The following is a 21,206-nucleotide window of genomic DNA, read 5'->3' as shown; positions in this document are numbered from 1 at the left end:
TTTCGGGAACCTTCCGTGTGCACGCGGAGTTGCTGACGCAGGGTTGCGGAACCCGTGTAGAAGTGCGTAATTGGGGGAACCTTCTGGTCTCCGGCTGCGTTTCTGCTACGTGCACAGTGACATCGCGGTGACAGGGTGTGGCGACAGGCGGGGTGCGGCTACCATGACCGGCACAAGGACGGGCGGCGAAAGGGAGTCGTCCCCTGGGGCGGCGCCCGGTGCACATCCGGGGCGAGGAGGGCGGGCCATGGTGCAGAAGGCCAAGATCCTCCTGGTCGATGACCGGCCGGAGAATCTGCTGGCGCTGGAGGCCATCCTCTCTGCGCTCGATCAGACACTGGTGCGGGCATCGTCCGGGGAGGAAGCACTCAAGGCACTGCTCACGGACGACTTCGCGGTCATTCTGCTGGACGTCCAGATGCCGGGCATGGATGGTTTCGAGACCGCGGCACACATCAAGCGGCGGGAGCGGACCCGGGACATCCCGATCATCTTCCTCACCGCCATCAACCACGGCCCGCACCACACCTTCCGGGGCTACGCGGCGGGCGCGGTGGACTACATCTCCAAGCCCTTCGACCCGTGGGTGCTGCGCGCCAAGGTCTCGGTGTTCGTCGAGCTGTACATGAAGAACTGCCAGCTCCGCGAGCAGGCGGCACTGCTTCGGCTCCAGTTGGAGGGCGGCGGCAAGGGTGCGGTCGCCGGCAAGGAGTCCGCGGGGCTGCTCGCCGAGCTGTCGGCGCGGCTCGCGGCCGTCGAGGAGCAGGCGGAGGCGCTGTCCAAGCAGCTGGACGACGAGTCCGCGGACGCGGCGGCGGTGGCCACGGCGGCCCACCTGGAGCGCAAACTCACCGGCCTGCGCCGGGCGCTGGACGCCCTGGAACCGGGCACCGGCGGCGGCGCTTCACCGCTTTCCTCGCAGAACTGACCGCGACGACGGCCACAGTTGCCGATGAGCGCGCGTCAGTTCCGCGCCCCCGCAAGGGCGACACGAACGGGTGAAGCAGTGGGCACACGTGTCCCCCGTCGCATCCCCCGGTAACCTCACACCCATGGCCTCACGTCCCTCGGCAGCCAAGAAGCAGCCCCCGAAGAAGGCCGCTCCCTCGAAGGCGCCGGCGAAAAGGGCCGCCGCGAAGAAAGCCCCGGCCAAGAAGGCGCCCGCCAAGAGGGCGGCGGCGAAGAAGTCCGCGCCGGCGCCCAGGCCGGCGCCCAGCCCGACCGGGGGCGTCTACCGCCTGGTGCGCGCCCTCTGGCTCGGCCTGGCGCACGCCGTCGGCGCCGTCTTCCGCGGCATAGGACAGGGAGCCAAGAACCTGGACCCGGCCCACCGCAAGGACGGCATCGCGCTGCTCCTGCTCGGTATCGCCCTGATCGTCGCCGCCGGCACCTGGGCCGACCTGCGCGGCCCGGTCGGCGACCTGGTGGAGATCCTGGTCACCGGCGCCTTCGGCCGCCTCGACCTGCTCGTGCCGATACTGCTCGCGGTGATCGCCCTGCGGTTCATGCGCCACCCCGAGCAGCCGGAGGCCAACGGCCGGATCGTGATCGGCCTGTCCGCGCTCGTCATCGGCGTGCTCGGCCAGGTCCACATCGCCTGCGGCGCGCCCGCCCGCAGCGTCGGCATGCAGGGCATAAGGGACGCCGGCGGCCTCATCGGATGGGCGGCGGCGACCCCGCTGACGTACACCATGACCGACGTCCTCGCCGTACCGCTGCTGGCGCTGCTCACGGTCTTCGGGCTGCTCGTGGTCACCGCGACCCCGGTGAACGCGATCCCGCAGCGGCTGCGCGCGCTCGGCATCCGCCTCGGGCTGCTGCACGACCCCGAACCCGACGAGTACAGCGAGTACGACGAGCACACCGACGACGAGCGCTATGACGAGCAGTGGCGCCAGGCGCTGCCCGCCCGCTCCCGCAGGCGCTCCAGCGCCCCCCAGGACTACGACCCGGACGTCGCCGAGCAGGAGGCCCTCGCCAAGCGCCGGGGCCGCCCGCGGCGCTCCGCCGTGCCGCAGCCCGAGATGGGCCGTCAGATGGACCCCGTGGACGTCGCCGCGGCAGCCGCTGCCGCCCTGGACGGCGCGGTCATGCACGGCATGCCGCCCTCGCCGCTGGTCGCCGACCTCACCCAGGGAGTCAGCGTCGGCGACCGCGAGGACACCACGCCCACGCCCGTGCCGGCCCCCAGCCCCAGCCCCAGCCCCAGCCCCAGTCCGAGTCCGGTCCCGGCCGCGCGGCCCAAGCAGGAGACGCTCAAGGTCGAACCGGTCGTCGCCGACCTGACCAAGCCGGCCCCCGAAGAGCCCCGCGATCTGCCCCCGCGCGCCGAGCAGCTCCAGCTCTCCGGCGACATCACCTACTCGCTGCCCTCCCTGGACCTGCTCACCCGGGGCGGCCCGGGCAAGTCGCGCAGCGAGGCCAACGACAAGGTCGTCGCCTCGCTGTCCAACGTCTTCTCCGAGTTCAAGGTCGACGCGCGTGTCACCGGCTTCACCCGCGGTCCGACGGTCACCCGGTACGAGGTCGAGCTCGGCCCCGCCGTGAAGGTCGAACGGATCACCGCCCTCACCAAGAACATCGCGTACGCCGTCGCCAGCCCGGACGTGCGGATCATCAGCCCGATCCCCGGCAAGTCCGCGGTCGGCATCGAGATCCCCAACACCGACCGGGAGATGGTCAACCTGGGTGACGTGCTGCGGCTCGCCGAGTCCGCCGAGGACGACGACCCGATGCTGGTCGCCTTCGGCAAGGACGTCGAGGGCGGCTACGTCATGCACTCGCTGGCCAAGATGCCGCACATCCTCGTCGCGGGTGCCACCGGCTCCGGCAAGTCGTCCTGCATCAACTGCCTGATCACCTCGGTCATGATGCGGGCGACCCCGGAGGACGTCCGGATGGTCCTGGTCGACCCCAAGCGGGTCGAGCTGACCGCCTACGAGGGGATCCCGCACCTGATCACGCCGATCATCACCAACCCGAAGCGCGCCGCCGAGGCGCTCCAGTGGGTCGTACGCGAGATGGACCTGCGCTACGACGACCTGGCGGCGTTCGGCTACCGGCACATCGACGACTTCAACCAGGCGATCCGCGACGGCAAGCTGAAGACGCCGGAGGGCAGCGAGCGGGAGCTCAAGACCTATCCGTATCTCCTGGTGATCGTCGACGAGCTCGCCGACCTGATGATGGTCGCGCCCCGGGACGTCGAGGACTCGATCGTGCGCATCACGCAGCTCGCGCGGGCGGCCGGCATCCACCTGGTGCTCGCCACCCAGCGGCCGTCGGTCGACGTGGTCACCGGCCTCATCAAGGCGAACGTGCCCTCCCGGCTCGCCTTCGCGACCTCCTCGCTCGCCGACAGCCGTGTCATCCTCGACCAGCCCGGCGCCGAGAAACTCATCGGCAAGGGCGACGGGCTCTTCCTGCCGATGGGGGCGAACAAGCCGACCCGTATGCAGGGCGCGTTCGTCACCGAAGAAGAGGTCGCGGTGATCGTCCAGCACTGCAAGGACCAGATGGCGCCGGTCTTCCGGGACGACGTCACCGTGGGCACCAAGCAGAAGAAGGAGATCGACGAGGACATCGGCGACGACCTCGACCTGCTGTGCCAGGCGGCCGAACTGGTCGTCTCCACGCAGTTCGGCTCCACCTCCATGCTCCAGCGCAAGCTGCGCGTGGGCTTCGCCAAGGCGGGCCGGCTCATGGATCTCATGGAGTCGCGCGGGGTGGTCGGGCCGAGCGAGGGCTCCAAGGCGCGCGACGTTCTGGTGAAACCCGATGAGCTGGACGGAGTGCTTGCTGTGATCCGTGGGGAGTCTGAGGGGTAGGTCTGTCTCAGGGCTACGGGCGCCTGAAGACCGGGTGGAGGCTGTCGTGATCCACCCGTTAGAGATCGTCGGGCAACCGTTTCCCTTTGACGTACGTCAAGTTGAGCGAGAGGAAAGGTGGGTACCCCACCCTGGGGCGCACGCCTGACCCGTCATCGGGATGCCCGGCCATACCGATGGCGTACAAAGTCCCACCGCCCGGTTGCCCCACCCTTTCGTACCCCCCATAGACTGAACTTCCAGCACAGGTGGCTACACGCTCGAAAGGCGCCCCCGTGTCCATCGGCAGCAACTCCCCTGAAGACGAGCGTCCGTTCCCAGACGTGTCCGAGGAAAACCGCCCCTCCGTAGGCCGCGCCCTCAAGCAGGCCCGCATCGCCGCCGGGCTGACCGTCGACGAGATCAGCGGGAGCACCCGGGTCCGCATCGCCATCGTGCATGCCATCGAGGCCGACGACTTCGCCCCCTGCGGCGGCGACGTCTACGCCCGCGGGCACATCAGGACCCTGGCCAAGGCCGTCGGCCTCGACCCCGAGCCGCTGCTGGCGCAGTTCGCGGCCGAGCACGGTGGTGGGCGGCCCGCGCCGACGCCCGCCGCCCCGCTGTTCGAGGCGGAACGTATCCGCCCCGAGCGCCGAGGACCCAACTGGACGGCGGCCATGGTCGCCGCCATCGTCGTCGTGATCGGTTTCGTCGGCTTCACCGCCTTCAAGGGCGGCGACGGCGACGACGCCAAGCAGTCGGTCGCCGGGGGAGCCGCCCCGACGACCAGCAAGCCGGCTTCGCCCACCCCCAAGGAAAGCAAGCCCGACAAGACCCCTGAACCCTCCGACAGCGCGATCGCCGCCGCACCCCAGGACAAGGTCACCGTCCAGGTCAGCGCGGTGGACGGACGCAGCTGGATCTCGGCCAAGGACCACAACGGCCGGATGCTGTTCGACGGGCTGCTGAAGAAGGGCGACTCCAAGACCTTCCAGGACAGCTCCAAGATCAACCTGATCCTCGGTGACGCCGGAGCCATCCAGCTCTACGTCAACGGCAAGAAGATCGAGGACCAGTTCCGGCCCGGAGCCGTGGAGCGCCTCACCTACACCAAGGGCGACCCGGAAGTCGGATAACCGTTCGGATCGAGCACGTACCCAAGGGGTTGGCCGTGATCGGCCAGCCCCTTCGACGTGGGCTGTCGGTGAGACGAAGTAGTCTTGAGCCCATGCCTGAACGCCGTACCGTCGCACTAGTCACTCTCGGCTGCGCCCGTAACGAGGTGGACTCGGAGGAGCTCGCAGGCCGTTTGGAGGCGGACGGCTGGCAGCTCGTCGAGGACGCCCAGGACGCGGATGTCGCCGTGGTCAACACCTGTGGATTCGTCGAGGCCGCCAAGAAGGACTCCGTCGACGCCCTGCTCGAGGCCAACGACCTCAAGGGTCACGGCAGAACCCAGGCCGTCGTGGCGGTGGGCTGCATGGCCGAGCGGTACGGCAAGGAACTCGCCCAGGCGCTGCCCGAGGCGGACGGCGTGCTCGGCTTCGACGACTACTCCGACATCTCCGACCGGCTCCAGACCATCCTCAACGGCGGCATCCACGCCTCGCACACCCCGCGCGACCGGCGCAAGCTGCTGCCCATCAGCCCGGCCGAGCGGCAGGACTCGGCCGCGTCGGTGGCGCTGCCCGGGCACGGCCCGTCCGACCTCCCGGAGGGCGTGGCGCCCGCCTCCGGCCCCCGCGCGCCCCTGCGCCGCCGGCTGGACGGCGCCCCGGTCGCCTCGGTCAAGCTCGCCTCCGGCTGCGACCGTCGCTGCTCCTTCTGCGCCATCCCCTCCTTCCGCGGCTCCTTCATCTCACGCCGCCCCAGCGACGTGCTGAACGAGACCCGTTGGCTGGCCGAACAGGGCGTGTCGGAGATCATGCTGGTCTCCGAGAACAACACCTCCTACGGCAAGGACCTGGGCGACATCCGCCTCCTGGAGTCGCTGCTGCCGGAGCTGGCCGAGGTCGACGGCATCGAGCGGGTGCGCGTCAGCTACCTCCAGCCGGCCGAGATGCGCCCCGGCCTGATCGACGTACTGACCTCCACGCCGAACGTCGTGCCGTACTTCGACCTGTCCTTCCAGCACTCCGCCCCGGGCGTGCTGCGGGCCATGCGCCGCTTCGGCGACACCGACCGTTTCCTGGAGCTGCTCGACACCATCCGGACCAAGGCCCCGCAGGCCGGCGTCCGCTCCAACTTCATCGTCGGCTTCCCCGGCGAGTCCGCGTCCGACCTGGCCGAGCTGGAGCGCTTCCTGAACAGCGCCCGGCTCGACGCGATCGGCGTCTTCGGATACTCCGACGAGGAGGGCACCGAGGCGGCGACGTACGAGAACAAGCTCGACGAGGATGTCGTCGCCGAGCGTCTCGCCCGGGTCTCCCGGCTCGCCGAGGAACTCGTCTCGCAGCGGGCCGAGGAGCGCGTCGGCGAGACCGTGCACGTGCTCGTGGAGTCCGTGGACGGCGAGGACGGCGTCTACGGCCGGGCGGCCCACCAGGCGCCGGAGACGGACGGGCAGGTGCTGCTCACGGGCGGCGAAGGCCTGCGCGTCGGCCGTATCGTCGAGGCGAAGGTGGTCGGTACGGAGGGCGTCGACCTGGTGGCCGAGCCCCTGCAGGGCGGGCCCGCGTGGAGTGAGGAGGCCGGCAGATGACCGGAGTCCCGGCGTCCGCCGCGGGCGGCACCTCCGGCGCTCAGGGCGCTCAGGGCGCCCCGGGCTCCGCCGCCACCTCCGGTGCCGCTCCGGATCTCTCCGGTCCGCAGAACGCCGGCCCGCGGAACGCCGGTGCTGAGGACTCCGGTACGGAGAACTCCGCTACGGAGAACTCCGGTACGGAGAACTCCGGTACGGAGAACTTCGGTGCCAAGAGTTCTGTCGCCGGGACCGTCGATGCCGACAGCTCTGGCACCGGGAAGGCCGGTGCGGAGAGCTCTGGTGCCGGGAGCGTCGGTGCGAAGGACGCCGGTGCCGGGAACCTCGGTGGTGAGAGCGCCGGTGGCGGGAGTATCCGGGCCGCTGGTTCCGGTTCCCCTGACGGGGAGAGGCCCGTGCGCGGCGGGAGGAAGATCGCCGCTGCCGCCGTCAACCAGGCCAGCCTGTGGAACGTCGCCAATCTGCTGACCATGCTCCGGCTGGTCCTGGTCCCCGGCTTCGTCGCCCTGATGCTGGCCGGCGGCGGATACGACCCGGCCTGGCGCTCGCTCGCCTGGGCCGCCTTCGCCATCGCCATGATCACCGACCTGTTCGACGGGCATCTGGCGCGCACCTACAACCTGGTCACCGACTTCGGGAAGATCGCCGACCCCATCGCCGACAAGGCGATCATGGGGGCGGCGCTGCTCTGTCTCTCGTCGCTCGGCGATCTGCCCTGGTGGGTGACGATCGTCATCCTCGGCCGGGAACTCGGGATCACCCTGCTGCGTTTCCTGGTCATCCGCTACGGCGTGATCCCGGCCAGCCGCGGCGGCAAGCTCAAGACCCTCACCCAGGGCGTGGCCGTGGGGATGTACGTACTGGCACTGACGGGCTGGCTGGCCACTCTGAGGTTCTGGGTGATGGCCGCGGCCGTCGTCCTGACGGTCGTGACGGGTCTCGACTATGTGAGACAGGCCATTGTGCTGCGGAGGCAGGGAATCGCCGAGCGCGCTGCGGCGCTGGAGGAGACGGAAGCGTGAATTCCACGGCCGCCGAACTGGTGCGACTACTGACGGTGAGGGGTCAGACCCTCGCTGTCGCCGAGTCGCTGACCGGCGGCCTGGTAGCGGCGGAGATCACAGCGGTCCCTGGGGCGTCCAAGACGTTCCGAGGTTCGGTCACCGCCTACGCCACCGAGCTCAAGCACGACGTGCTGGGTGTCGACGCCACCCTGCTGGCCCAGCACGGCGCGGTGGATCCGCAGGTCGCGGCCCAGATGGCGGCCGGCGTGCGGAAGGCGCTGGGCGCCGACTGGGGCCTCGCGACCACCGGGGTCGCCGGCCCCGAACCCCAGGACGGCCGCCCGGTCGGCACGGTCTTCGTGGCCGTCGACGGCCCTTCCGGTGCTGGTTCCGGTTCTGCCGCTGGCGGAAAAGTGGAGGCTCTGCGGTTGAACGGCGACCGTGCGGAAATTCGTAGAGAGAGTGTACGGAGCGTACTCGCGCTGCTTCTGAGAGAGCTTGCGAGCGAACAGACCGGGAATGAGCGGACACAGGATACGGAACAGAACGGGGGGTTTTGATGTTTGCAGCCCTGAGTGAACACGACATCGCTCCCCGCACGGCCGCGGCGCAAGGCGGTACGGTGGGGCGTGAAGGATGCGGCTACGCGGTCCGAGGAGGGAGCCACCGATGATTCTGCTCCGTCGCCTGCTGGGTGACGTGCTGCGTCGGCAGCGCCAGCGCCAGGGCCGTACTCTGCGCGAAGTCTCCTCGTCCGCCCGAGTCTCACTCGGCTATCTCTCCGAGGTGGAGCGGGGGCAGAAGGAGGCTTCCTCCGAGCTGCTCTCCGCCATCTGCGACGCGCTGGACGTACGGATGTCCGAGCTCATGCGAGAAGTGAGCGACGAACTCGCCCTCGCCGAGCTGGCCCAGTCCGCTCAGGCCACCGAGTCCGTGCCCACGCCGGTTCGCCCGATGCTGGGAAGCGTCTCGGTGACCGGTGTGCCACCGGAACGGGTGACCATCAAGGCGCCCGCCGAGGCAGTGGACGTGGTCGCCGCGTGACGCCTGTGCGGGTGTAGACCGACGCGGCGCCGACCCGGCGTCGAAGAAGAAGTGTGCGAGGCCCCGGCCGGGGCTTCTCCAGACAGACCTGGGGAGGCGTGGCCGGGGCCGTCGTATGCCTGCCGACGGTGTGCGTCCATTTGCCGGTGTCCGGTGGTGCGGTCATGGTTGGAGGGACCGACAGGGGGCGAAACGACCGGAGAGACGCATGTACGTCGTGAAGAGCCCGCTGTCCGACGCGGACCTGAAGACCGTGGCCGAGGCGCTCCAGGGCGCCCTCGTCGATCTCGTGGACCTGGCACTCATCGCCAAGCAGATCCACTGGAACGTGGTCGGCCCCCGCTTCCGGACCGTCCACCTCCAGCTCGACGAGGTCGTCGGCACGGCCCGGACACACTCCGACACGGTTGCCGAGCGGGCCTCGGCGCTGGGCGTCTCCCCGGACGGACGCGCGGTCACGGTGGCCGCCGGCAGCGGCATCGCCACCGCCCCCGGGGGCTGGGTCAAGGACTCGGACGCGGTGGGTGCCCTGGTGGACGCGCTGGGCGCGGTGATCACCCGGATGCGGGGGCGGGTCATGGCCACCGCGGAGCCGGATCCGGTCTCCCAGGACATCTTCATCGGGATCACGGCGGATCTGGAGAAACATCACTGGATGTTTCAGGCGGAGAACGCGTAGCTGTGGCCGCCGCCGGCCGACGGCCGTTGCATCGGTGAGCCCTCGGTGCGCCTCCCCGGTGGACCGGGCGGCGTTCTAGCGTCCGGCTGGAGGTGTCGGCCATGGTGGGACGGATAGTGCGCTGGGGGGTTGCCCTGGGATTCGCGGCGGTGTGGTGGTGGGCCGTGCTGCGGATCACCTTCGCCGACGGAGCCGGGGCCCTGGAGGGGACCGTGGCCGCCGGGGGATGGGGACTGAGCCTGCTGCCGGTCAACTGTGTACCGAGGTCCCGGGCGGCGGGGGCCATGGGCCCCGGGCGGTGGCGGGCCGCCTGGCGGACACCGGTCGTTACCAGGGCATCGCGACCCCTCCGTTCGGGCGCAGGATCTGGCCGGTCATGAACGAGGAGGCGTCGGACGCCAGATACAGCACGGCGTGAGCGACGTCCGCAGCTTCGCCGACGCGGCCCAGGGGCGACATCCGGGCCATCCACGCCTCCGTCTGCCGCTGCTCCTCGCCGTCGTCGCGGTCGGTCATGGGGGTCCGGGTCCAGCCCGGGGCGACCGCGTTGACGCGGATGCCCTGCCGGCCGACCTCGCTCGCGAGCGTCTTGGTCAGCTGGACCACGGCCGCCTTGGCCGCGCCGTAGCAGAGCAGGCCGGGGCCGCCGGTGTCGATCGCACCCGACGCCATGGTGATGATGCTGCCCCCGGTCTGCCGGTCGAGCATCAGGCGTGCCGCCTCCTGGCAGGAGCGCAGGACGCCTTTGAAATTGACGTCCAGCACCCGGTCGACGTCCTCGTCACGGGTCTCCAGCACCGGGCTGCGGTGCATGATCCCGGCGATCGCCGCCATGACGTCCAGCCGCTCGCAGGACCGGACGGCCTGCCCGAGCTGCGCCCGGTCGGTGACGTCGACGGTGTGGATGTGGGCGGTGCCGCCGGCGTCCTTGATCAATGTGGCCGTCTCGTCCAGGCCTTCCGCGTTCCGGTCGGCACAGTGCACGGTCGCGCCCGCCTCGGCGAGCAGCACGGCGGAAGCCCGCCCGATACCGCCGGCGGCCCCGGTGACGAATGCGGTGCGGCCGGTGAGGTCGTACGCCTTGAGGGACATGAGGGGACGGTACGAGCGTTTCTGACGGGTCGTCAATTAGCCTGGCGAGAGCGGCTGCTCGGGGTGCCTCGAGAGCCGCGGGCGGGGCCGGTCTGGCAGACGGGGCACCAGTAGGTGGGGCGCTCACGGGAGCCGTCGCCCTGGTCGCCCACCCGGATCGGGGTGCCGCAGCGCAGACAGGGGCGCCGGGCGCGGCCGTAGACGAACAGGTCCTGGTTGCGCAGGCCCGTGGTCTGGCGGACCAGGCGGTCGCGGTTGGCCTCCAGGAGGCGCTTGGCGAGGCCGGGGAGTTTCGCGGCACGATCGGCGGGGAGCGCGCCGACCGGGAGCCAGGGGGTCGCGCCGATCAGGAAGCAGAGCTCGCTCTTGTAGACGTTGCCGATGCCGGCGAGGTTGCGCTGGTCGAGCAGGGCCTCGCCGAGCGGCCGGGCGGGGTCGGCGAGCAGGTTGGCGAGGGCGCGGTCGGGGTTCCAGTCGGGGCCCAGCAGGTCGGGGCCGAGGTGGCCCACGGCGCGATCCTCCTCGCCGGTGCGCAGGAACTCCAGAACCTGGAGGCGGTAACCCACGGCGGTGCGGTCGGCGGCACCGAGGACGGCCCTGATCTGGTGGTCGGGGCCCCCCTTCCAGCGCTCGCCGCTCCCGTAGACCTTCCACGCGCCCTCCATCCGCAGATGCGTGTGCAGGGTCAGGCCGCCCTCGAAGCGGGTGAGCAGGTGCTTGCCGCGCGGGATGGTGCCGAGGACGGTACGGCCGGTGAGGTCGACGGTGGCGTACTTGGGCACCCGGAAGTCGCTGCGGGTCAGCACCTTGCCCGCGAGCGCGTCGTGCAGGCGCCGCGCGGCCTGCCAGACCGTGTCACCTTCGGGCATGGGTCAAGGGTGACACGGGAGCGTGGAGCGCGCGGTGGGGGCACGGGCGCGGATGGCGGTGGCGCATGCGGCGCACCGGGGGCGCGGTGTTCATGTCCGGTGTTCATGTTCCTGGTGGGTCAGGCCCGCAGGCGCAGGCCGCGCGGGGTCGCGATGAAGCCCGCTCCTTCCAGCAGGGTGCCCAGGGGCGAGGTCAGGGCCGTGGCGCCGTTGACACGCTCCACCGTCACCGTGCCGAGGGTGCCGGCGCGGGCGGCGGCCGCGAGGGCCTCGGCTGCCGTACGCAGGCGGGGGTCGTCGCCGGCGTCCGTGTCCGGGGCGGACGGCCACGCCAGCAGGGTCTTGCCGCCGCGCTCCATGTAGAGGGTCAGCTCGCCGTCCACCAGGACGACCAGCGAGCCCGCCTTACGGCCCGGCTTGTGACCTGCGCCGGTCGGGGGCTCGGGCCAGGAGAGGGCGGCGCCATAGGCGTTGGCGGGGTCGGCGGCGGCGAGGACCACGGCTCTGGGGTCGGGGGCGGCCGGGGTACGGGTGTGATGGCTGCCGTAGGTGTACGGGTTCGCGGGGCTGCCGCCGCGGGGGCCGCCGTAGCCGGGGGCGGCGAACGGGTCGGACGGGGCGAGGCCCTTGGGGGAGACGTAGTCGCCGGGGGCGGTGGGGGGCTCGGGGGGCCAGGTGAAGTCCCCGTCCAGGCCGGGGAAGCCGGCTTCGTCGATGGGGCCGAGGGGGGTCTCGGCGCCGAACGCGGCGGAGGTGACCGAGCCGCCGTTCCCGAAGGACGCGTGGGCCACTGGGCCGCCGTTTCCGAAGGGGGCACCCGGCAGAGTCTCGCCGCGCTCGCGGGCGTTGGACGCGGCGCGCAGCCGGTCGACCGCGCCGTCCATCGCGAACTGGGCCGCGCCGAGCCCCTCGACGACGTAACCCCGGCGGGCCTGCCCGCTCTCCTCGAACGCCGACAGGATGCGGTACACCGCCGAGAAACCACCCTCGACGCCCTCCGCCGCGACCGCTCCCCGGGTGACCACGCCGTGCCGGTCGAGCAGGGTGCGGGCCAGGGCGTGGGCGCGCACGGTGGTGTCCGGCTCGCGCTGCGGGAGCAGGGACCAGCGGCCGGCGACGGTCGGCGGACCGGTACGTGAGGCGGTGCGGGCGGCGGCCGTCAAGGAGCCGTAACGACCGCGCGGGACGGCGCGCTTGGCGCGGTGGGCCGTGGCACCCGCGGTACGGCCCGAGCCCAGCAGGGCGCGCATCGGGGCCAGGGTGTCGTTGGTGAGCCGACCGGACCAGGCCAGGTCCCAGACAGCATCGGCCAGTTGGGGGTCGGTGGCGTCGGGGTGGGTGGTGGCGCGGACCTGGTCGGCGATCTGACGGAAGAACAGGCCGTAGCCGCCGGAGAGGGTGTCCAGGACGGACTGGTGGAGGGCCGTCAGCTCCAGGGGGTGCGGTGGTGGCAGGAGCAGCGGGGCCGCGTCCGCCAGATACAGCGAGACCCAGCCGTCCTTGCCCGGCAGGGCGCCCGCGCCGGCCCACACGAGCTCTCCGGCGGCGGTGAGTTCGTCGAGCATCGAGGGCGTGTAGTTGGCCACCCGGGACGGCAGGACCAGCTTCTCCAGGGCCGACGCCGGCACCGACGCGCCCTGCAACTGCTCGACGGCGCGCACCAGTCCGTCGACGCCACGCAGCCCGTGCCCCTTGCCGATGTGCTGCCACTGGGGCAGGAACTGTGCGAGCGCGGCCGGTGCCACCGGCTCCAGCTCGTGCCGGAGCGCGGCCAGGGAGCGGCGGCGCAGCCTGCGCAGCACGGCCGCGTCGCACCACTCCTGGCCGATGCCCGCCGGATGGAACTCGCCCTGCACCACCCGGCCGCCCGCGGCGAGCCGCTGCAACGCGCCGTCCGTGACCGCGGCTCCGAGCCCGAACCGGGCCGCCGCCGTGGCCGACGTGAACGGGCCGTGCGTGCGCGCGTACCGGGCGAGGAGGTCGCCCAGCGGATCCTTCACCGGCTCGGTGAACGCCTCGGGGACACCCACCGGCAAGGCCGTGCCGAGCGCGTCGCGCAGCCGGCCCGCGTCCTCGATCGCCGCCCAGTGGTCGCCACCGGCGATCCGGACCTTGATCGCCCGGCGGGCACCGGCCAGCTCCTCGGCCCATCGCGGTTCGGCGCCCCGCTCGGCCAACTCGGCGTCCGTGAGCGGCCCGAGCAGCCGCAGCACGTCGGCGACGCCTTCCGGGTCCTTGATCCGGCGGTCCTCGGTGAGCCACTGCAGCTCGCGTTCCAGCTCGGTGAGCACGTCCGCGTCGAGCAGCTCGCGCAGCTCCGCCTGGCCCAGCAGCTCGGCCAGCAGGCGGGAGTCCAGGGAGAGCGCGGCCGCGCGACGCTCGGCGAGCGGGGAGTCGCCCTCGTACAGGAACTGGGCGACATAGCCGAACAGGAGGGACCGGGCGAAGGGGGACGGCTCCGGGGTCGTGACCTCGACCAGGCGGACCTTCCGGGACTCCAGGTCACCCATCAGCTCGACCAGGCCCGGCACGTCGAAGACGTCCTGGAGGCACTCGCGGACCGCTTCCAGGACGATCGGGAAGGACCCGAACTCGCTCGCCACCTGGAGCAGTTGGGCGGCACGCTGACGCTGCTGCCACAGCGGGGTGCGCTTGCCGGGGTTGCGGCGGGGCAGCAACAGCGCGCGGGCCGCGCATTCGCGGAACCGGGCGGCGAACAGGGCCGAGCCGCCGACCTGGTCGGTGACGATCTGGTCGACCTCGCCCTTGTCGAAGGCGACGTCCGCCGCGCCGACGGGCGCCTGCTCGGCGTCGTATTCGGTGCCCGCCTTGGTGGGGGCCTGATCGAGCAGATCCAGGCCCATCAGGTCGGCGTCCGGCAGGCGCAGCACGATGCCGTCGTCGGCGTGCATGACCTGGGCGTCCATGCCGTACCGCTCGGACAGCCGGGCGCCGAGGGCCAGCGCCCAGGGAGCGTGGACCTGCGCGCCGAACGGGGAGTGGACGACGACCCGCCAGTCGCCCAGTTCGTCACGGAAGCGCTCCACGACGATCGTGCGGTCGTCGGGGACATGGCCGCAGGCCTCGCGCTGTTCGTCGAGGTACGACAGCACGTTGTCCGCCGCCCAGGCGTCCAGGCCCGCCGCGAGCAGACGCAGCCGGGCGTCGTCCTTGGCGAGCGAGCCGACCTCGCGCAGGAACGCGCCCACCGCGCGGCCCAGTTCGAGCGGGCGGCCCAGCTGGTCGCCCTTCCAGAAGGGCAGGCGGCCCGGCACCCCGGGGGCGGGGGAGACCAGGACGCGGTCCCGCGTGATGTCCTCGATGCGCCAGGAGCTGGTGCCCAGGGTGAAGACATCGCCCACCCGGGACTCGTACACCATCTCCTCGTCCAGCTCGCCGACCCGGCCGCCGCCCTTCTTGGGGTCGGCGCCGGCGAGGAAGACGCCGAAGAGGCCACGGTCGGGGATCGTGCCGCCGGAGGTGACGGCCAGGCGCTGGGCGCCCGGGCGGCCGGTGACCGTGCCCGCGACCCGGTCCCAGACCACGCGCGGGCGCAGCTCGGCGAAGGCGTCGGACGGATAGCGGCCCGCGAGCATGTCGAGGACCGCGGTGAACGCCGACTCCGGGAGCGAGGCGAAGGGAGCCGCGCGGCGGACCATGGCCAGCAGGTCGTCGAACTGCCAGGTGTCCAGCGACGTCATCGCGACCAGCTGCTGTGCCAGCACGTCGAGGGGGTTGGCCGGGACCCTCAAGGACTCGATGGAGCCGGTGCGCATCCGCTCGGTGACCACGGCCGCCTGCACCAGGTCGCCCCGGTACTTGGGGAAGACCACGCCGGTGGACACCGCGCCGACCTGGTGTCCCGCGCGGCCGACGCGCTGGAGGCCGGAGGCCACCGAGGGCGGGGACTCGACCTGGACGACCAGGTCCACCGCGCCCATGTCGATGCCCAGTTCGAGGCTGGAGGTGGCCACCACGGCGGGCAGCCGGCCGGCCTTCAGGTCCTCCTCGACCAGGGCCCGCTGCTCCTTGGAGACCGAGCCGTGGTGCGCGCGGGCGATGACCGGCGGGGCGCCCTGGGCCGCGCCCGAGCCGCCCATCAGCTCGGCGGGGGAGTGGTGCTCGTCCAGCGGCTCGCCGGTCACGCGCTCGTACGCGATCTCGTTGAGCCGGTTGCACAGCCGCTCCGCCAGCCGGCGTGAGTTCGCGAAGACGATCGTCGAGCGGTGGGCCTGCACCAGGTCGGCGATCCGCTCTTCCACATGCGGCCAGATCGACGGCCGGTCCCCGCCCTCCTTGGCATCGGTCGCCGGCGAGCCGCCCAGCTCGCCCATGTCCTCCACGGGGACGACGACGGAGAGGTCGAACTCCTTGCCGGACTCGGGCTGGACGATCTCCACCTTGCGGCGCGGCGAGAGATAGCGGGCCACCTCGTCGACCGGACGGACGGTCGCCGACAGGCCGATACGGCGGGCCGGCTTCGGCAGCAGCTCGTCCAGCCGCTCCAGGGAGAGCGCGAGATGCGCGCCGCGCTTGGTGCCGGCGACGGCGTGCACCTCGTCCAGGATCACCGTCTCGATGCCGGTCAGCGCGTCACGCGTGGCCGACGTCAGCATGAGGAACAGGGACTCCGGGGTGGTGATCAGGATGTCCGGCGGGCGGGTGGACAGGGCGCGGCGCTCGGCGGGCGGGGTGTCGCCGGAGCGGATGCCGACCCTGACCTCCGGCTCGGGCAGACCGAGGCGCACGGACTCCTGGCGGATGCCGGTCAGCGGACTGCGCAGGTTCCGCTCGACGTCGACCGCGAGGGCCTTGAGCGGGGACACGTACAGCACCCGGCAGCGCTTCCTGGGGTCGGCCGGGGGCGGGGCCGAGGCCAGCTGGTCCAGGGCGGCGAGGAAGGCGGCCAGTGTCTTGCCGGAGCCGGTCGGGGCGACCACCAGCACGTCCGAGCCCGCCCCGATGGCCTGCCACGCGCCCGCCTGGGCCGCGGTGGGCGCGGAAAACGCCCCCGTGAACCAGCCGCGGGTCGCGGGGGAGAAGCCGTCGAGGGCCCGGTCTGCGGATTTCGCCATGGGTCAATCCTGCACCCGGCCACTGACAACCGGGTCTGACCTGCGGAGATGCGGGAGGCGGGATACCGGGAAGAGGGGTGCGGGGTGGCAGCCGAGCTGGGCGGCCGGCGGGAAGCGGGAGCCGAAGGTGCGGGGTGAGGGCGGTCGGGTGGAGCGGGGCGGTCGACAATGGGCGTATGACGGCATCGGACGAGCGGGCGCGGCACTGGCGGTACGAGGCGCTGCCCGACGTCGATCTGCTGCGTGCCCGGTACGTCCGGAAGACGTTTGTCCGGCACACCCACGAGCACTTCGTGATCGCCGGGATCGCGGACGGGGTCGAGGTCTTCCGGCACCGGGGTTCCGACGTGACCGTCGGCGCCGGGGCGCTCGCGCTCGTCAACCCCGACACCGCGCACACCGGCCGGGCCGGGGTCCCCGAGGGCTGGCGGTACGGCGCGGTCTACCCGTCCCCGGAACTGGTGACGGCGATCGCCGCGGAGACCACCGCGATCCGGGGCACCCCCGGCTTCGTCAGCCCGATGCTCGACGATCCGTACTGCGTCGCCCTGGTGCACCGGGTGCTGCGCGCCGCCGACGAGGGCAACGCGCTCGCCGCCGACACCCTGCTGCGGGTGGCGGTGACCCGGCTGCTGCGGTCGAACGGCGGCCCGCTGCCGCAGCGGCAGGTCCGCACCGCCGGCGCGCGGCTCGCCGCACGCGCGCGTGCCGTGCTGGAGGAGCGGATGGCCGAGCCGCCGACCCTGGAACGGCTCGCCACCGACCTCGGCACCAGTCCCTTCGCGCTGCTGCGGGCGTTCCGCGACACCTACGGCATGCCCCCGCACACCTGGTTGACCGACGCCCGGGTGCGCCGCGCCCGGCTGCTGCTGGACGCGGGCGCGGCCCCCGCCGAGGCCGCCGTCACCGTCGGCTTCACCGACCAGCCGCACCTCAACCGGCACTTCGCGCGGATCGTCGGCGTCCCGCCGGGTGCCTACCAGCGTGAGCGCGGTCCCGTGGCGCATCCGCGCGAGCGCGGTCCCGGTGCGCGCCCAGGCGGGCGCAAGAACGTACAAGACGCGCGGGACGGCGGTACGTAGCGTCCTGGGCGTGGCACAGCAGACAGCACTCGCAGACATACGCGGCGCGGACGAGCCGAAACCGGACTCCGCCGTCGTCCGGGACGCCCTCGGGGTCGGCGTCGCCGTGGGACTCTCCGGGTTCGCCTTCGGGGTGACCTCGGCCGGCAGCGGGCTCGGACTGCTCCAGACCTGCGCACTCAGCCTCCTGGTGTTCACCGGTGCCTCCCAGTTCGCCCTGGTCGGGGCACTCGCGGCCGGCGGCAACCCGCTCACCGCGGCGGCCGGCGCCTTCTTCCTCGGGGTGCGCAACGCTTTCTACGGGCTGCGTCTGTCGCAGGTGCTGGCCCTTCCGCGCGCGCTACGGCCGCTGGCCGCCCAGTGGGTGATCGACGAGACCACCGCGGTGACGCTCGCCCAGCCGACACGGCGTGCCGCGCGGATCGGCTTCACCGTCACCGGACTCAGCCTGTACGTGCTGTGGAACCTCACCACCCTGCTCGGCGCGCTCGGCGCCAAGGCCGTCGGGGACACCGGCGCCTGGGGCCTGGACGCGGCCGGACCCGCCGTGTTCCTGGCGCTGCTCGCCCCCATGCTGAAGACCACGACCGACCGCGCGGTCGCCGCGCTCGCGGTGCTGCTGGGGCTCGGCCTGCTGCCCGTACTGCCCGCCGGGGTGCCGGTCCTGGCGGCCGCGCTGGCGGCGCCGGCCGTCCTGTACGTCTCCGGCCGCCGGTCCGGCCGTACCCGCGACGACGCTTCCGAGGAGACCCGTTGAACATCTGGATCGCGATCGCCGCGACCGTCCTCGGCTGCTACGCCGTCAAGCTCGCCGGGCTGCTGGTGCCCACGGGCGTCCTGGAGCGGCCGGTGGTGCGGCGGCTGGCCGCCCTGCTGCCGGTGGCCCTGCTCGCCGCCCTCACGGCCCAGCAGACGTTCGCCGACGGGCACGCGCTCGTGCTGGACGCCCGGGCCGCGGGACTCGGGGCCGCCGCCCTGGCGCTGGTGCTGCGCGCGCCCTTCCTGGTCGTCGTCGGCGCGGCCGTGCTGGTGACGGCGGGGGTCCGGGCCATCGCGGGCTGAGCGGGGCCGGGGGCGGCCGAGAGACGGGTCACCCCACGAGGTGGCCGTACGCCTTCAGGGTGCGCAGCGCCTTGATCGTCACCATCGGGCGGGCCTCCAGGGCGGTGGCCGGCGCCCACTGGAGCCAGCCGATCGGCCAGCCGCCGTCCTCCTGCTGCTCGGCGGCGAGGTGGTCCAGCGAGCGGGCCATCTCCTCGTCGGTGAACCACGCGCGCGCCAGCGAGTCCGGGGACTTCGCGAAGTCGTGCGGGAAGTGGTGCTCGCCCGGGGCGTAGCCCGTCGCCACCGGGTACGCGTCCAGGCGCTCCGGGTCCAGCGCGGCCAGCCGGTGCTCGCGCACCAGGCGGCCCAGCCGGTCGGCGGCCGCCTCCGCGCGGGCGCGGTCGGGTACCGCGTCCAGGAAGGCGACGGCGGCCTCGACCTCGTAGGGATGCGACTTCTCCAGTGACTCCACGGCCTCCCAGCAGAAGTCGGTGGCCCGGAACAGCCAGGCGTGCCACACCTCGTTGCGGTGCAGCAGCCCCACCACAGGGCCGGTGGCGAGCAGCTCGCTGGGCGGGTCGTCGGTGATCGGGATGAACGGGGCGGCCGGATAGCCGCGCTGGCTCGGATGGATCGCCGGCAGCGCCCCGTCCGCGGTGGAGACGGACGTCAGATAGCGGCACACCCGCTCCACCCGCTGCCCGCCGCAGCGCCCCACGGCGTCCAGGACGGCCAGCGCGTGCCCGGTGTGCAGCGGCTGGCTCACCGGACCGCGCAGATCGGGCTCCAGCGCATGGCCGTACCCGCCGTCCTCGTTGCGGTAGGCGTCCAGCGCCGTCTCCACCGGATCGGGGCTGCCGTTCAGGAAGTGGTACGCGAAAAGGCGCTGCTCCAGCACGCGCGCGGTGAGCCACATGAACTGTTCGGCGCGGAAGAGCGGGGAGTGCGCCGGGGGCGTAGGGGGGAGTGGGGAAGCTCCGGTTTCGGCCATGCGTCAGACCGTAGGACGGAAAGCGGTCTCGGCAAGCGGTCCCGGGCAGGGCCCACTCTCAGGGGCGGGATACTGGTGTCATGCGGTTGACGGTCTTCTGGCAGCGGATGGCGGAACACTTCGGTTCCGGGTACGCCGACACCTTCGCGCGCGATCATGTGATGACGGAGCTCGGCGGACTCACGGTGCACGAGGCGCTGGACGCCGGCTGGGAGGCCAAGGAAGTATGGCGTGTGGTCTGCACGGTCATGAACGTTCCCGGGGAGAAGCGCTGAGCGTGCACAAAGATTGGACACCGGCCACGCGTTGTCAGTGCCGTCGGCGAGACTTGCACCGTGGCACCCACTGACGACGACGGGCGGACCGCCCAGGACGCATACCCGGTCGACACGACGCCGGCCGCCGGACCCCCGGCCGCCGGCGCCGCGGTACCGGGCGCCCGCATGCCGCGCTGGCTGCCGCGCGCCATGGTGCTGGCGCTCGCCCTCATCGCCGCCTTCCAGCTGGGCAGCTGGGCGTTCCACCAGCTCACCGGCCTGCTGATCAACATCCTCATCGCGTTCTTCCTGGCGCTCGCCATCGAGCCCGCGGTGAGCTGGATGGCCTCGCGCGGAACGCGCCGGGGGATCGCGACCTTCCTGGTCTTCCTCGGCCTGGCCATCGCCGCTGCGGGATTCGTCACGCTGCTCGGCTCCATGCTGGCCGGCCAGATCATCAAGATCGTCGAAGACTTCCCGGACTACCTCGATTCGGTCATCAACTGGGTCAACCACACCTTTCACACCGACGTGAAGCGGGTCGACGTCCAGGAGGGCCTGCTGCACTCCGACTGGCTGCGCAAGTACGCGCAGAACAGCGCGGCCGGCGTGCTCGACGTCTCCGGGCAGGTGCTCGGCGGCCTCTTCCAGCTGCTGACGATCACGCTGTTCGCCTTCTACTTCGCCGCCGACGGCCCCCGGCTGCGCCGCACCCTGTGCTCCGTCCTGCCGCCCGCCCGCCAGGCCGAGGTGCTGCGGGCCTGGGAGATCGCCGTGGACAAGACCGGCGGCTACCTGTACTCGCGCGGTGTGATGGCGCTGATCTCCGGCATCGCCCACTACATCCTGCTGGAGGCCCTGGGCGTGCCGTACGCGCCCGTACTCGGTGTCTGGGTGGGTCTGGTCTCGCAGTTCATCCCCACCATCGGCACCTATCTCGCGGGTGCGCTGCCGATGCTGATCGCGTTCACCGTCAACCCCCTGTACGCGGTGTGGGTGCTGGTGTTCGTCGTGATCTACCAGCAGTTCGAGAACTACATGCTCCAGCCGAAGCTGACCTCCAAGTCCGTCGACATCCACCCGGCGGTCGCCTTCGGCTCGGTCATCGCGGGCACCGCGCTGCTCGGCGCGGTCGGCGCGCTGATCGCCATCCCGGCGGTCGCCACGCTCCAGGCGTTCCTGAGCGCCTATGTGAAGCGCTACGACGTCACGGACGACCCGCGGGTGCACGGCCACCCCCGGCGCGGCGCGGGCGGCCCCGGGCTGCTCACGCGCGTGCGGCGGCTGATAGGGCAGCGGCCGGCCGAGGACTCACGGGAGAGCTCGACCTGACGGCCGCCCCGATTGGTGCCGGGCCACCGGGACGAGTGGCGGCTACCGGTCCACCGCGAACACCACCAGGTGCACCAGGCCGGAGAGGACGAGGAGCACCCCGGCCGCATGACAGAGACGCTCGGCGGGACGGGCACCGCGCAGGGGGCTCGCCGGTGGATTCCGGTGCGGACCTTCCGGGGAGGCCGAAGTCTCCGCGGAGGACGGACTTTCCAGGGGCAGGGCAT

The 21,206-nt window shown here is 72.2% G+C and carries 18 protein-coding genes; 14 read left to right on the top strand and 4 right to left on the bottom strand.

All coding sequences use genetic code 11. The annotated features are described in order from the left end of the window. Positions 1 to 247: 247 nt before the first annotated feature. The 9 genes from AB0N16_RS03990 (at position 248) to AB0N16_RS03950 (ending at position 9,617) form a co-directional block, all read left to right on the top strand. Complete coding sequence (locus AB0N16_RS03990; protein ID WP_365792719.1) at positions 248 to 928, top strand: response regulator; 681 nt, start codon at positions 248 to 250, stop codon at positions 926 to 928. 124 nt (positions 929 to 1,052) lie between these two features. Further along, positions 1,053 to 3,827: a DNA translocase FtsK gene (locus AB0N16_RS03985; RefSeq protein WP_365792717.1), complete on the top strand. Its 2,775-nt coding sequence runs from the start codon at positions 1,053 to 1,055 to the stop codon at positions 3,825 to 3,827. Between the two features lie 275 nt (positions 3,828 to 4,102). Further along, on the top strand, positions 4,103 to 4,945 hold the full coding sequence (locus AB0N16_RS03980; protein WP_365792715.1) for a RodZ domain-containing protein: 843 nt from the start codon (positions 4,103 to 4,105) through the stop codon (positions 4,943 to 4,945). 92 nt (positions 4,946 to 5,037) lie between these two features. Next, a complete protein-coding gene (gene rimO, locus AB0N16_RS03975) occupies positions 5,038 to 6,510 on the top strand; it encodes a 30S ribosomal protein S12 methylthiotransferase RimO (protein WP_365792713.1) in 1,473 nt (490 codons plus the stop codon). 353 nt (positions 6,511 to 6,863) lie between these two features. Then, the gene (gene pgsA / locus AB0N16_RS03970) at positions 6,864 to 7,532 is read left to right on the top strand and encodes a CDP-diacylglycerol--glycerol-3-phosphate 3-phosphatidyltransferase (protein WP_365792800.1); all 669 of its coding nucleotides are present in this window, start codon (positions 6,864 to 6,866) and stop codon (positions 7,530 to 7,532) included. Then, on the top strand, positions 7,529 to 8,074 hold the full coding sequence (locus AB0N16_RS03965) for a CinA family protein (protein WP_365792711.1): 546 nt from the start codon (positions 7,529 to 7,531) through the stop codon (positions 8,072 to 8,074). The genes pgsA and AB0N16_RS03965 overlap by 4 nt, the downstream gene beginning before the upstream one ends. Positions 8,075 to 8,183: 109 nt before the next feature. Next, positions 8,184 to 8,558, top strand: a complete 375-nt coding sequence (locus AB0N16_RS03960; protein ID WP_181809285.1) for a helix-turn-helix transcriptional regulator — start codon at positions 8,184 to 8,186, stop codon at positions 8,556 to 8,558. A 208-nt stretch (positions 8,559 to 8,766) separates the two neighbouring features. Next, positions 8,767 to 9,237 (top strand): DNA starvation/stationary phase protection protein, encoded by a 471-nt coding sequence (locus tag AB0N16_RS03955; RefSeq protein WP_362576492.1) that lies wholly within the window; start codon positions 8,767 to 8,769, stop codon positions 9,235 to 9,237. 101 nt (positions 9,238 to 9,338) lie between these two features. Beyond that, positions 9,339 to 9,617, top strand: a complete 279-nt coding sequence (locus AB0N16_RS03950) for a hypothetical protein (RefSeq protein ID WP_365792708.1) — start codon at positions 9,339 to 9,341, stop codon at positions 9,615 to 9,617. Here the strand turns inward: AB0N16_RS03950 and AB0N16_RS03945 are convergent. From AB0N16_RS03945 to AB0N16_RS03935, 3 genes are all read right to left on the bottom strand, one after another. After that, a complete protein-coding gene (locus AB0N16_RS03945; RefSeq protein ID WP_365792706.1) occupies positions 9,565 to 10,329 on the bottom strand; it encodes an SDR family NAD(P)-dependent oxidoreductase in 765 nt (254 codons plus the stop codon). The genes AB0N16_RS03950 and AB0N16_RS03945 overlap by 53 nt on opposite strands. A 32-nt stretch (positions 10,330 to 10,361) precedes the next feature. After that, the gene (locus AB0N16_RS03940) at positions 10,362 to 11,198 is read right to left on the bottom strand and encodes a DNA-formamidopyrimidine glycosylase family protein (protein WP_365792704.1); all 837 of its coding nucleotides are present in this window, start codon (positions 11,196 to 11,198) and stop codon (positions 10,362 to 10,364) included. A gap of 119 nt (positions 11,199 to 11,317) precedes the next feature. Continuing rightward, a complete protein-coding gene (locus tag AB0N16_RS03935; protein ID WP_365792702.1) occupies positions 11,318 to 16,273 on the bottom strand; it encodes an ATP-dependent helicase in 4,956 nt (1,651 codons plus the stop codon). Between the two features lie 176 nt (positions 16,274 to 16,449). Here AB0N16_RS03935 and AB0N16_RS03930 point away from each other — a divergent pair, with 176 nt between their 5' ends. Genes AB0N16_RS03930 through AB0N16_RS03920 form a run of 3 tightly spaced genes read left to right on the top strand, consistent with a single transcriptional unit; the run spans position 16,450 to position 18,417 of the window. Then, positions 16,450 to 17,355 carry an AraC family transcriptional regulator gene (locus tag AB0N16_RS03930; protein ID WP_365792700.1) on the top strand — a complete coding sequence of 302 codons (906 nt, stop codon included), beginning with the start codon at positions 16,450 to 16,452 and terminating at the stop codon, positions 17,353 to 17,355. A 10-nt stretch (positions 17,356 to 17,365) separates the two neighbouring features. Continuing rightward, positions 17,366 to 18,112: an AzlC family ABC transporter permease gene (locus AB0N16_RS03925; protein ID WP_365792698.1), complete on the top strand. Its 747-nt coding sequence runs from the start codon at positions 17,366 to 17,368 to the stop codon at positions 18,110 to 18,112. Further along, a complete protein-coding gene (locus AB0N16_RS03920) occupies positions 18,109 to 18,417 on the top strand; it encodes an AzlD domain-containing protein (protein ID WP_365792696.1) in 309 nt (102 codons plus the stop codon). Before AB0N16_RS03925 ends, AB0N16_RS03920 begins: the two co-directional genes overlap by 4 nt. 28 nt (positions 18,418 to 18,445) lie before the next feature. Here AB0N16_RS03920 and AB0N16_RS03915 read toward each other — a convergent pair whose 3' ends face one another. Further along, on the bottom strand, positions 18,446 to 19,390 hold the full coding sequence (locus tag AB0N16_RS03915) for a hypothetical protein (RefSeq protein ID WP_365792694.1): 945 nt from the start codon (positions 19,388 to 19,390) through the stop codon (positions 18,446 to 18,448). 80 nt (positions 19,391 to 19,470) lie between these two features. Here AB0N16_RS03915 and AB0N16_RS03910 point away from each other — a divergent pair, with 80 nt between their 5' ends. Together AB0N16_RS03910 and AB0N16_RS03905 are read left to right on the top strand one after the other, a co-directional pair. Further along, positions 19,471 to 19,665: a DUF3046 domain-containing protein gene (locus AB0N16_RS03910; RefSeq protein ID WP_362576501.1), complete on the top strand. Its 195-nt coding sequence runs from the start codon at positions 19,471 to 19,473 to the stop codon at positions 19,663 to 19,665. A 60-nt stretch (positions 19,666 to 19,725) separates the two neighbouring features. Continuing rightward, entirely contained in the window at positions 19,726 to 20,979 is a 1,254-nt protein-coding gene (locus AB0N16_RS03905; RefSeq protein ID WP_365792691.1) for an AI-2E family transporter, read from the top strand. Positions 20,980 to 21,206 lie beyond the last annotated feature (227 nt).

This window comes from Streptomyces sp. NPDC051105 (genome assembly GCF_040682795.1).
GTDB lineage: Bacteria > Actinomycetota > Actinomycetes > Streptomycetales > Streptomycetaceae > Streptomyces.
This window is presented reverse-complemented; position numbering and strand designations above follow the sequence as displayed.